We start from the raw sequence: 11,797 nt of genomic DNA on the forward strand, positions 1-11,797 counted from the left end.
GGTCACCTCACGGTGACCGGGCAGTGGCGTCTCACCGGCTCTCAACGGGGTGCGGGACTGTCGTCCTCCAGCCGTGCCAGGTACGCGTTGTACTTCGCCAGAGCGGCGTCCTCGTCGCGGTCGGCCGCCCGGTCGCTCCGCGTGGCCTCGCGCGCGTCCGACCGGAACCACTGGATGAAGATCGCGCCGATGACCAGCAGCAGCGGGACCTCGCCCATCGCCCAGGCGATGCCGCCGCCGAGGTACTGGTCCTGCGCCAGGTCCGTGGCGTACGGACGGTCCAGCGCCTGGTAGTAGGACTCCGCGATGATGACGCTCGACGACATCAGCGCCACCGAGAAGAAGGCGTGGAACGGCACGGACAGCATCAGCACGCCGAACCGGGCCAGCGGGCTGAGCCGCTTCGGTGACGGGTCGATGCCGATGATCACGTAGTAGAAGAGGAATCCCGAGATCAGGAAGTGCAGCTCCATGAACGCGTGCCCGGAGTGGGTGCGCATCATCGACTCGAACAAGCCGCTGTAGTAGACCGCGTACAGCGTGCCGAGGAAGATCACGGCGGCGACGATCGGGTTCGTGTAGAACTTCGACACCGGCGAGTGCAGTGCGTCGCGCAGCAGCGATCGCGGCGAGTGCTCGCCCGGCCGGCGCGGACCCGGCAGGGTGCGCAGCGCCAAGGTCATCGGAGCCCCGAGCACCAGGAAGATGGGCGCGATCATCGACAGCATCATGTGCGACACCATGTGCAGGCTGAACGTGACGCTGGAGTAGGCGCCCAGTCCCCCGAACGTCGCCCAGCCGACGATCGCCAGGCCGAAGAACCAGCTGATCGTCCGGCCGACGGGCCAGCGGTCGTGGCGGCGGCGCATCATGACCAGGCCGGTGATGTACAGCGCCGTTCCCAGGGCGACCACGGCCAGGCCGATGCCGTCGGGGTAGAAGCCGACCAGCACCCGGCCCACGGTCGGCTCGGGCGGCAGCTCGCGGCCCAGCAGCAGCTCGGCAGGGCTGGTCAGGACGTCCTCGCCCACGGGCGTGGCCGTACGACCGAGCACGACCGCGACCGCCATCGTGAGCGTCATGAGGACGGCCTCGGAGACCGCGAATCGGGTGAACCCGGCCGACTGGAGTCGCAGGCGGCGGCGCTGGGCGACGCCGAAGGCGCCCAGCCCGACCAGCGCGAGCGCCTTGACGATCACGAGCGCTCCGTACGTGGAGTCGATCCCCCCGAACGAGCCGAGGTTGACGCCGGCGCTGATGATGCCGGAGATCGCGACGATGGCGAAGCACCAGGCCGCCAGCGTGGAGTAGCGCGCCACGGCGTCGTCGAGCCGGCGGCTGCGCCGCAGGGCGACCCACGCGAGCGCGATCAGCCCGCCGACCCAGACGACGACGCCGACCAGGTGCAGGACCAGGCTCGTCGTGGCGAGCATGTGGGAGCCGGCCGACGCCGAGTGGCCGGTCAGGCCGACGGCCGCGACACCGACCACCGCGACGGGGACGCAGATCGCCAGCTGGCGCACCGAGAAGGTCCAGTGGGACCACAGGGCGACGACGAGGGCGGCGACCGCCTGGACGAGCAGTCCTCGGCCGGTGGCGAAGACGGACGCGAAGTCGACGAGCTGTCCCAGGCCCACGTCGCTCAGCGGACGCGCGTAGAGGTCGGCGACGTTGGCCCAGTAGAACAGCGCCACGGCCGCGAACCAGCCCCACGCGGCACGCGAGGCGATCCGCACCGCCTGGACGGCCAGGCCCTCGAGACGGTCCCCCGAGGGCAGCAGCACGACCGCGACCAGCAGGAAGCCGACCGTGACCGTGGCGAGCAGGTGGGACAGGAAGCGGCCGATCGGCAACGCCCACGCGACGAAGACCCCCGGGTCGGGCAGGCCGGCCGGCGGCGGCTCGGGCGTCGCACCGGTGCCCACGACGAGTCCGACGACGGCGATGAGGCCCACGCCGACCAGTCCGGCCAGACCCAGGCCGGCGACGCCGGGCCGGGCCGTGCGCTCAGGAACGCTCATGGCCCGACGTGCGGGAACGACCCCGCACCAGCAGGAGCACGGCGACACCGAGGGCGACCGCGGCCACGAGGACTCCCAGCAGCAGCGGCGAGGTCCAGACGGATCCGTCGTCCGTGTCAGAATCGCCGGCATCGGAGCGTGCACCGGCCGTCGGCTCGTCGTCGACGACGGCATCGGCGTCGCCGACCGCGAACTCGATCGTGCCGGTCACGGGATGCCCATCTGCCGAGACCACGCGATAGTTGACCTCATAGTTGCCGTCGGCCGCATCGGCCGGCGGGGTCACGACGACACGCGGGCCGTCGACATCGATCTCGGCGGTCAGCGCCGTCCCGTCGACCAGCAGGCTGGCCTCGGACGGCTGACGCAGCGACTCGGTGAAGGTGAGGACGATCCGCTCGGGAGCCTGTTCCAGCCGCGCCCCCTGAGCGGGGTCGGACGAGACCAGGGAGGTGTGCGCTTGGGCAGGCATCGACCACCCGACCAGTACGGCAGTGACGAGGAGAACAAGACGAGTCAGACGCACCACTCCAGCGTATCCGGCGCCTGTTCGCAGGCCGCGTGGCCCATCGGCACCATGGCCGATGGCTTAACAGGAGTGACTTGTGGGCATTGGGTGAGCGGCCGGTGGGGCGGCATGGTTCACTCGCGGTTGGAGGTGTCGCACTGATGCGTAGGACTCGGGTCTTCGCTGGGGTGTCGGTCCTGGTCGCCACGCTGGCGTTCCCGACCGCCGCCCATGGGGCCGACCCCACCACGCCTCCGGTCAGCGGCGTCCCCACCGCCAGTTCGTCCTCCCCCACGGCGTCCTCCCCCAGCGTGGACGTGCCGGACCCGCTGGCCATCGCGCCCAGCGCCATCACCGAGCTCACGACGCTGGCGCTGCGCTACGAGGCCAACCTCAGCGTGGCCGAGGAGCGGCGCCGGGAAGCAGCCGAGCGCAAGCGTGACGCCGACCGCCAGCGCCGGATCGCCCGTGCGTACGTGGACCAGGTCGTCGAGTACGCGATGTCGCCCAGCGGCGATCCGTTCGCCCAGAAGCTCACCGCGCTCGCGGCCGCGGAGGAGCCCGAGGACCTCATCACCGGGATGTTCAGCAGTGAGCAGGTCACCGATGCCCAGGAGGGACACCTCAGCGACGCCAAGCGCGCCTTCGACGCCGCGCAGGAGCTTCAGGCCCGGGCCGACCGCGCCACCCGCGCAGCCGAGAAGGCCGAGGAGACGGCGGCTCGCCAGCTGAAGCAGATCGGCGAGCTCGCCGAGCAGCTCGGTCTGGGCGCGTCGTCGACCCCCGAGGGACTCCCCCAGACCCGCACCGAACAGGACTCGTGGAACGCCACGCCGGCCACGTCCTGGACGCGCTACCGCAAGCAGCTGGCACGACTGGGCGTCAAGGCGCCCAGTGCCCGGCGCCTGAAGGCCACCGGCGGCGTCGGCAAGGCCACCGTCGGGTCGCGGACGGTCGAGGTCCTCCCGGTGCAGACGATCCGCCTGCTCGACGCCGTGGTGGAGCGCATCGGCGACGACTACGCCGCCGAGAACACCCGCGGCGCCTGGAGCTGCGGTGGCCTCGTGCAGGTCAAGGGCTCGTACGACCTCACGGGCACCCCCGCGCAGATCTACGCCCGAACGGTCAAGGTCGACCCGGCCAAGCCCCGACGTGGCGACCTCGTCTTCACCGCGAACCGTGAGTCGGGCGTGCACCACGTGGGCGTCTACATCGGCGACGGCAAGATGATCGACGCACCCGGCACCCGTGCCCAGGTGGGCGTCTCGCTGGTGCCGGCCAAGCCGTTCGCCGTCACGCGTCCGGCTCTCGGCAAGGCGAACAACGTGCTGCCCCGCGGCACGGCCAAGGCGCCAACCACCGTCTGCAACGCGACCAAGCCCATCGCCGCCACGCGACAGGGATGGACGTTCCCGCTCAAGCAGGGCAGCTACTCGATCTCGGCCGGCTTCGGCATGGGCGGCGGCATGTGGCAGTCGACCCACACCGGGCAGGACCTCGCGGCGCCCATGGGCACACCGATCTACGCGTCCCGCGGCGGCGTCGTCAGCCTGCAGGAGATCGGCTGGGCCGGGACCCTCATCACCATCTCGCACCCCGACGGCACCGCCGAGCGCTACGCCCATTCCTCCAAGGTCCTCGTGCAGGACGGCCAGACCGTGAACTCCGGCGACGAGATCGCCCTGGTCGGGTCGCGCGGCAACTCCACCGGCCCCCACCTGCACTTCGAGATCATGGTCGCCGGTCGCTTCATCGATCCCATGCCGGTGCTGGTGCAGTACCTGACCAACAAGGGCGCCGGCACGGGCTGGGGCGGCTACAGCAACGGCCAGGTCCCCCGCGGCGTCCTGTGCGCCACCGGCGACACGTTGCTGCGCTGCGACGTGGCCAAGCGGGCCAAGCAGCTGTCGGTCGCCTTCAACCGCAAGTTCGGCGCGCCGTTGGAGTTCACCGCCGGCTACCGCGACATCGTGGGCCAGATCCAACGCGGCCCCGAAGGCACCCTGGTCGACATCCCGGGCACGTCGCCGTTCGGCTGGGGCACGCGCTTCTCGGTCGGCTCGCTCTCGAAGGCCCAGCAGGCGTGGGTCGAGACCCGCGCCCGAGGGCTGGGCCTGAAGCCCGAGGGCGACCTGAGCTGGTCCCTGCCCACCGCCTGACGCCCCCTGCGGGTTTTCGGCGGGAACCCTGCGGGTGCTGGCGGGGATCTGCTGGCGTGCCGGGGTGCGTCCCGGTTCGATGGGTGTCAGGACCACGAGGACAGGACGCTCATGACAGCCCAGCCCGCCACCGGCCACCGGGCCGACGTCAGCACCGGCGCACTGTGGCTGGCGCTCGTCGTGGTCTACATCGCCTGGGGCTCGACCTATCTGGGGATCCGAGTCGTCGTCGAGGACATGCCGCCGCTGATCTCGGCTGGTGCCCGCTTCCTCACCGCCGCCGTGCTGATGGGGACATTCCTGGCCGCCCGGTCGGGTCCACGGTCCCTGCGAGTCCGGCCCGGTGAGCTGCGTGGAGCAGCAGTCGTCGGGATCCTCCTGCTCGCCGGGGGCAACGGCGGCGTGGTGCTCGGCGAGCGCACCGTCCCGTCCGGATTGGCAGCACTGCTCGTCGCGATGGTCCCGCTCTGGCTGATCCTGCTCCGCTTCGCCAGTGGGGCCCGTCCGCGGCTGCTGACCTGGGCCGGAGTCCTCCTCGGATTCGTGGGGCTGGGGGTGCTCGTGCTCCCCGGCGGCGGCGCCGGCGGCACGGCGACCGGCATCCTGCTCATCGTCGGTGCGTCGTTGAGCTGGTCGGTCGGCTCGTTCATGTCGCAGCAGATGGCGATGCCGGCGAACCCGTTCGTCGCGACCGTCTGGGAGATGCTGGCCGCCGCGATCGTGCTCCTGGTCCTCGGGACGGCGCGGGGTGAGCGGCCGAGCGACTCCGGCGACGCCTCGACGTCCTCCTGGATCGCGCTGGGGTACCTCGTGGTGTTCGGGTCGATCGTGGGCTACTCGGCGTACGTGTGGCTGCTGCAGAACGCACCGCTGTCGCTGGTGTCGACCTACGCCTACGTGAACCCCGTCGTCGCGGTGTTCCTCGGCGCTCTCATCCTCGCCGAGCCGATCACCACCGCGATCCTCACCGGTGGCGCGATCGTCGTGGTGGGCGTCGCCCTGGTGGTCCGGGCCGAGCGGCCCGCCCGTCGATGAGGCCCGGCGCCGGCTCCCCGGACACGACGAAGGGGCCCACCGCTCGCGCGGTGAGCCCCTTCGTTCGGTGCGTCAGGCCTGGTCGAGGTCCTGGGCGACGCGGCGGTGCGCCTCCCAGATCCGCTCGGGCAGGTTGTCGAACGCCTTGAGGTGCGCCTCGCGCAGGTCGATCTCCTGCTTCCAGCGCTCGACGTCGATCGCCAGCAGCTGCTCGAGCACGGCGTCGTCGATCTCGAGGCCGTCGAGGTTCAGCTCGTCCTTGGTGGGGACGACACCCACGGGGGTCTTCGTGCCGGTGACACGACCCTCGCGGTAGTCCATCATCCACAGCAGGGCGCGCAGGTTCTCGCTGTAGCCCGGCCACAGGTAGCCACCGTCGGCGTCGCGCTGGAACCAGTTCACGTGCGCGAACAGCGGCTTGTCCTCGACCTGGTCGAGGATGTCGAGCCAGTGCTGGGCGTAGCGGCCCTCGGGCAGCGCCAGGAACGGACGCATCGACATCGGGTCGTAGCGCAGCTGGCCGGCGACACCCTCGGCCGCGGCCGTGGCCTCGGCGCCCAGCGTCAGACCGTCGTAGACGCCCTCGGCCGGATCCTCGATCGCGCGGATCAGCGGCTCGCGGTCACGCGTGCGGCCGCCGTAGATGATGCCGTCGATCGGGACGCCCGCCGGGTCGTTGTAGTCGGGCGACTCGTTCGGGACGTTCGACATCGTCGACGTGAAGCGGCAGTTCGGGTGGGCCCACACGTGGTCCTTGGAACGCTGCTCCTCGACGGGACGCTCCGAGATCAGGTGGCCCTTCCAGTCGCGCCAGCCCTCGACGTCCTCGGGGTAGTCGGGCGTCTTGCCCTCCCACCAGGTCTCGTGCGTGTTCACGTTGTACGCCGTGTTGGTGAAGATGGCGCCGGTGCCGGCCTCGACCGCCGCGAGGGCGTTCGGGTTGGTGATCGCGTTGGTGTCGATCGCCACGCCGAACACACCGAACTCGGGGTTCATGCCGTAGAGCTTGCCGTCGTCGCCGACCCACAGCCACGCGATGTCGTCGCCGAAGAACTCGACGTAGTAGCGGTCGCCCAGCGCCTCCGGCGCGACCATCATGGCGAGGTTGGTCTTGCCCGAGGCGCTCGGGAAGCCACCGGCGATGTGGTACTTCTTGCCGGTCTCCTTGTCCTGGATCGCGATGAGCATGTACTGCTCGGCGAGGAACTTGCGCGACGCCCAGCCGTCCCAGTTCGCCTGGCGCAGGCCGTGGGCGATCTTGCCCAGCAGCGCGTTTCCGCCGTAGGACGAGCCGAAGTGCAAGATGGTGCGCTCGTCGGCGACGGTCACGAAGTAGCGCTTGTCGTCGGGCGTGCCCTGACCGAGGTTCTCGAGGTCACCGGTGACATGGACCGCGCGCACGAAGCTCTCGGGATCCTTGAGGTCCTCGAACAGGTCGACACCCACGCGGGCCATGCGGATCATCTGCAGCACGACGTTGCGGTTGTCCGTCAGCTCGACGCCGGCGGCGTACGCCTCCAGCGGCGAGCCGGGAGCGGCCATCAGGTAGGGGATGACGTACATCGTCTTGCCCTGCGAGGCACCCGTCATGTTGCCGATGACGACCGGCTTGATCTCGTCGGCGTGGCGCCAGTTGTTGTAGACGCCCTTGTCCTCGGGGTTGCTGGTGGCCACGATGGTCCGCTCCTCGGAGCGGGCCGTGTCCTTCCAGTAGCTCTGCGAGTAGTAGAGACCCTCGCCGGCCGGCTCGAGCTCGCCGGCGTCGAGCGCCTCTTGCAGCAGCCGAGCGTCGTCGCTGGCGCTGACGACCTCGATGCGATCGGGCTGGGTGACTCCCGCCCAGTGCTTCACGAACTCATGGACGTGAGGGTTGTTCAACCCCGCGTCATCCAGGACCTTGTCCACGTCGACCATCGGTCTGCCTGTTCCTCTCCTGGACCAGCCCGCCGGCTGGTCCGGTCACGTCGATGTTCCGTCGCGTGCCGACGGAAGTTCCCGACGGCACGATCCCGGAGATTACCGCGACCTTACCGCGCCGAAGGGGCCACGCTCCGTGCGCCCCTGTGGGATATGCCACAGCCTAAGACGGTCACAGCCGTGTGACGCTGCGCTCACAGTCGCGTGACGACACGGTCGCGATCGAAGCGCCGGACCGCGAGGTGGAAGACGATCAGATCACCGATCGCCGCCACGACTCCGACCACCACGACGACCCCGCGGTCGAACGCCATCGCGCCGGACGCCTGGGACATGATCAGCACGATGACCGGCAGGACGAGCAGACCCGCGACGGCCTGCGCGCCCTGCAACGTCGACGCACGGTGCGAGATCAGCACGATGCAGCCGATGGCGAAGAACGAGACCAGCGGCGCGATGATGCCCACGAGGGCGAGCCAGGTGACGTTGGGGAACGCCCACCCGTCCTGCCAGGGGCGGGCGAACACCGCGACGACCACCGCGTAGATCGCCGTCGACAGCCACGTGACCAGGACGGCGGGCACCCACGAGACGAGGATCTTGCCGACGACGAGCTCGCGGTCGGTCAGGGGCGTGAACAGCAGCCCTTCGAGCGTGTCGCGCTCCTTCTCACCCACGAACGCGGCCGTCGCGAGCACCGTCGCGACCACCACCGGGATCATCAGGAAGATCGGCGCCATGAAGTACTCGACCATCGCGCGGGTGGGATCGGCGGCGATGGCCGGCGGCAGGCTCTCGAGGTAGGAGTTGATGAAGTCCAGTCGTGCGAGCGCCTCGGGACGGCTCGTCGCCGCGATCATGGTCGTCGGCAGCAGCACGGCGAAGACGATCGGCAGCATGATGACCGGCGCCAGGGTCTGGCGATTGCGGCTCAGCTCGATCCAGTCCTTGACGATCAGCGCACGCACGCGGCCGGCGTTCACTGCTGCTCCCCCGCCAGCATGCGGAAGTACAGGTCGTGCAGCGACGGATCGGCACTCTCGGGTTCGTGCACCGCGTGCCCGGACGCACGCAGATCGGCGACGACGCTGTCGGCGAGGGCTCGATCACCCACGCGAATGACGTACTCGCGGGTGGGCCAGTGCCTGGCGAGCAGGTCGTCGACCTGCCCGGCCGCGACCACGCGACCTCGATCGAGCATGACGACGTCGTCGCACAGCGACTCCAGCCCGTGCAGCTGGTGGGTGCACAGCACGATGGTGGTGCCGCCCTCGGCGCGCAGCTTGGCCAGGTGGTCGAGCACGTCGAGTGCCGATGCGGGGTCGAGCCCCGCGGTCGGCTCGTCCAGGAAGAGCAGCTCGGGCTCGGCGAGCAGCGCACGACCGATCTTGGCCTTCTGGCGCAGCCCCTTGCTCAGGGAGCCGACCGGCGTGTCGCGACGATCGGCCAGGCCCAGGATCTCGAGCACCTCGGTCAGGCGGCGCTCGGTCGTCCGGCGGGGCAGGCCGTGCAGGTCGCCCCACGTGCGCAGGTTCTCGGCGACGGTCAGCCGGTGGTAGAGGTTCGCCTCGGTCTGCACACCGACCCGGGCCCGCAGCAGCGGAGCCGTGCGCGGCGTGACGCGCTCGCCGAACAGGTCGACCGTCCCGGACGTGGGCCGCAGGAGTCCGGTGAGCATGCGGACGGTGGTGGACTTGCCGGCGCCGTTCGGTCCGAGAACGCCGAGCACGCGGCCCCGCTCGACCGTCAGGTCCAGGGCGGCCACGGCGACGCGACCCTCGAACACGCGGGTCAGACCGGCCGCGCGCACCACCGGTCCGCCCGTCATGGCTCCATCATGGCGGTCGGACGCAGCGACGTCGACGGTTTGCAGCGATCGACCGGGGGCGGCTTCGGCGCGCGGCGATCGACGCCGCCGAGCAGGTAGACGCGGTAGTCGCACAAGGTGGCGACCTGCCGGTACCGGCGATCCACCAGCGCCTGCGTGCCGGCGGCGTCCATGCCCCAGCCCTCCAGGTGCCGACGGACCACCAGCCACGTGGGCGCCTCCGGCCCCGCGACGAGCGCGGCGAACGATGCCAGTCGCGGGTCGTCCGTGCGCACCGGCAGGCTCCACAGGTGCTCATAGGGCGAGTCGAGGCCCGTCGCGTAGACCAGGTCGGCCCGGCCCCAGGCGTTGACCACCGAGTCACCGGGCTCGGCGGCGTCCGCGATCGCCCGCCCGACCGCCGCCGGAGCGTCGACGGCGCCGATGGCCGGCAGCAGGAAGCACGCCCCGACCACCGCGGCCACGGCCGCGTAACCGACGACCAGCGGGACCACGACCCGCGTGCGCGCGGCGATGACTCCGGCACCGACCGCCGCCGGCACCGCCAGCTCGACGAGGTAGTGGTTCCACCAGCTCCCGCTGCCGATCACCGAGAGGCAGCCGAATGCCGCCATCGCCGCCAGGGCCCAGTGCACGGGTGAGCGGAATCGGCGTGCCACGGGCATCACCAGGACGATCAGGACCAGGAGCACCTGTCCACCGAGCACGGCGCGCCGCAGCACTTCGTCCCGGCGCCCGTCCCGCGCACCCTCGGGGTCGGCGCCCATCACCTCCGCGGCCCGCAGCCGGAACGCGAAGAGCGCGTCGAACAGCTCGCCCGGGGTGGTTCCGCGGGTCCACGCCGCGAGCACCACGACGGCGGTGAGCGCGAGGGCGCCGAGCAGGGCCGAGGCCGCCAGTCGCAGCGCGGCGGCAGGCTGCAGCCGACCCGTCATCAGGCAACCGGCCAGCAGCACCACCGCGAAGACCGCGGCGTCGCCGTGGTTCTGCTTCGTCAGGACGGCGCCGGCGACCGCCGCACCCGTCGCGACTCCCCACCGTGCCGTCGGGGTCTCGACCGCGCGGATGGCCGCGTACACCCCCACCGCCAGCCACGGAGCGGCGAGCAGCTCGCCGTTCACCCGGTCGGCGCCGACCCACGGACTGACGGTCAGGACGGCCGCCGCGACGGCCGCCCACCGAGCGGCACGGCCGCCGCCGATCCGTCCCGCGGCGGCGGAGCAGGCGACGATCGTGACGACGACGGGGATCAGCCCCAGGACCCGCAGCGCCACCACTCCCCCGGTGTGCGCCGCCAGCCAGGCCCAGGCGAGCAGGATCGGCGGGCGGTCGATCCAGTGGTCGCCGTAGAGCGACGTTCCGGGGCCCCACTGCCCGCCCACGATCAGCAGACCGGCCTCGTCGGGGCTCGGCAGGACGCCCAGGAACGGCAGGCGCAGGGCGATCGCCACCGCGACGGCGAGCAGTACGGTCCTCGTCGTGCCCATGGTCCCCCGACCGATTCTCAGTCCTCGATCCACACGGCGGGATCGCCGTCGAACAATCGCCCGTCGGGGCGGCCCAGCGCGGTGAGTCGGTCCACCGCCGCCGGGTCCAGCTCGATCTCGACGGCCGCCAGGTTCTGGCGCTGCCGCTCGGCGGTCGACGCCTTCGGCAGCGGAAGCGTGCCCACCGCGGCGTGCCACGCCAGCACCGCCTCGGCCGGTGTCACGCCGTGCTGGTGCGCCACCTCCGTCACGACCGGGTTCGTCAGCAGATCACTCTTGCGCCCGAGCGGGCTCCACGCCTGGGTGACGATGCCCCGGGCGCGGTGGTCGGCGAGCGCCCCGACCTGCGGGAAGTACGGGTGGACCTCGATCTGGTTGACGGCAGGCAGGACCCCGGTCTCGGCCTCGAGCCGGTCGAGGTGCTCGGGCAGGAAGTTGCAGACGCCGATCTCACGGACGAGCCCGCGGCGCCGGGCGTCGATCAGGGCCTGCCACGCCTCGACGTAGAGCCCGCGCGACGGGTTCGGCCAGTGGATCAGGTGCAGGTCGAGGTGGTCGAGACCGGTCCGCAGCAGGCTCTCCTCGATCGAGGTGATCGCCTGCTCGTACCCGTGGTGGCGTCCCGGCAGCTTCGAGGTCACGACGATCTCGTCGCGAGGCACGCTCGACGTGCGGACCGCCGCGCCGACGGCGCCCTCGTTCTCGTAGTTCATCGCCGAGTCGAGCACCCGGTAGCCGACGTCCAGCGCCGAACGGATCGTCTCGACACCGGCGAGGCCGTTGAGCTTGTAGGTGCCGAAGCCGACGGCGGGCAGGTCGAGAGTCACGCCTCGACTCTAGGG

9 protein-coding genes are annotated in these 11,797 nt (G+C 71.1%); 2 read left to right on the forward strand and 7 right to left on the reverse strand.

The window, feature by feature from the left end; genetic code table 11:
• Nucleotides 1-41: 41 nt before the first annotated feature.
• Together GL325_RS02000 and GL325_RS02005 are read right to left on the reverse strand one after the other, a co-directional pair.
• Nucleotides 42-2,021, reverse strand: coding sequence for a bifunctional copper resistance protein CopD/cytochrome c oxidase assembly protein (locus GL325_RS02000; protein ID WP_187768430.1), 1,980 nt, complete (start codon nucleotides 2,019-2,021; stop codon nucleotides 42-44).
• Complete coding sequence (locus GL325_RS02005) at nucleotides 2,008-2,493, reverse strand: copper resistance CopC family protein (protein WP_187768431.1); 486 nt, start codon at nucleotides 2,491-2,493, stop codon at nucleotides 2,008-2,010. Before GL325_RS02005 ends, GL325_RS02000 begins: the two co-directional genes overlap by 14 nt.
• A gap of 197 nt (nucleotides 2,494-2,690) precedes the next feature.
• Between GL325_RS02005 and GL325_RS02010 the strand changes: the two genes are divergently transcribed.
• Together GL325_RS02010 and GL325_RS02015 are read left to right on the forward strand one after the other, a co-directional pair.
• Nucleotides 2,691-4,688: a peptidoglycan DD-metalloendopeptidase family protein gene (locus GL325_RS02010; protein WP_187768432.1), complete on the forward strand. Its 1,998-nt coding sequence runs from the start codon at nucleotides 2,691-2,693 to the stop codon at nucleotides 4,686-4,688.
• Nucleotides 4,689-4,799: 111 nt separating this feature from the next.
• The gene (locus GL325_RS02015) at nucleotides 4,800-5,723 is read left to right on the forward strand and encodes an EamA family transporter (protein WP_187768433.1); all 924 of its coding nucleotides are present in this window, start codon (nucleotides 4,800-4,802) and stop codon (nucleotides 5,721-5,723) included.
• A gap of 72 nt (nucleotides 5,724-5,795) precedes the next feature.
• Here the strand turns inward: GL325_RS02015 and GL325_RS02020 are convergent, their stop codons facing one another.
• The 5 genes from GL325_RS02020 to GL325_RS02040 all read right to left on the reverse strand — a co-directional run bounded on the left by GL325_RS02020 (nucleotide 5,796) and on the right by GL325_RS02040 (nucleotide 11,782).
• Nucleotides 5,796-7,637: a phosphoenolpyruvate carboxykinase (GTP) gene (locus GL325_RS02020; protein WP_154595002.1), complete on the reverse strand. Its 1,842-nt coding sequence runs from the start codon at nucleotides 7,635-7,637 to the stop codon at nucleotides 5,796-5,798.
• Between the two features lie 197 nt (nucleotides 7,638-7,834).
• Nucleotides 7,835-8,623, reverse strand: coding sequence for an ABC transporter permease subunit (locus GL325_RS02025; protein WP_187768434.1), 789 nt, complete (start codon nucleotides 8,621-8,623; stop codon nucleotides 7,835-7,837).
• Complete coding sequence (locus tag GL325_RS02030; protein WP_187768435.1) at nucleotides 8,620-9,468, reverse strand: ABC transporter ATP-binding protein; 849 nt, start codon at nucleotides 9,466-9,468, stop codon at nucleotides 8,620-8,622. The genes GL325_RS02025 and GL325_RS02030 overlap by 4 nt, the downstream gene beginning before the upstream one ends.
• Nucleotides 9,465-10,955 (reverse strand): hypothetical protein, encoded by a 1,491-nt coding sequence (locus GL325_RS02035; protein WP_187768436.1) that lies wholly within the window; start codon nucleotides 10,953-10,955, stop codon nucleotides 9,465-9,467. The genes GL325_RS02030 and GL325_RS02035 overlap by 4 nt, the downstream gene beginning before the upstream one ends.
• Nucleotides 10,956-10,972: 17 nt before the next feature.
• Nucleotides 10,973-11,782: an aldo/keto reductase gene (locus tag GL325_RS02040; protein ID WP_187768437.1), complete on the reverse strand. Its 810-nt coding sequence runs from the start codon at nucleotides 11,780-11,782 to the stop codon at nucleotides 10,973-10,975.
• Nucleotides 11,783-11,797 lie beyond the last annotated feature (15 nt).

The sequence above is a fragment of the Aeromicrobium sp. 636 genome (genome assembly GCF_024433585.1).
Lineage (GTDB): Bacteria > Actinomycetota > Actinomycetes > Propionibacteriales > Nocardioidaceae > Aeromicrobium > Aeromicrobium senzhongii.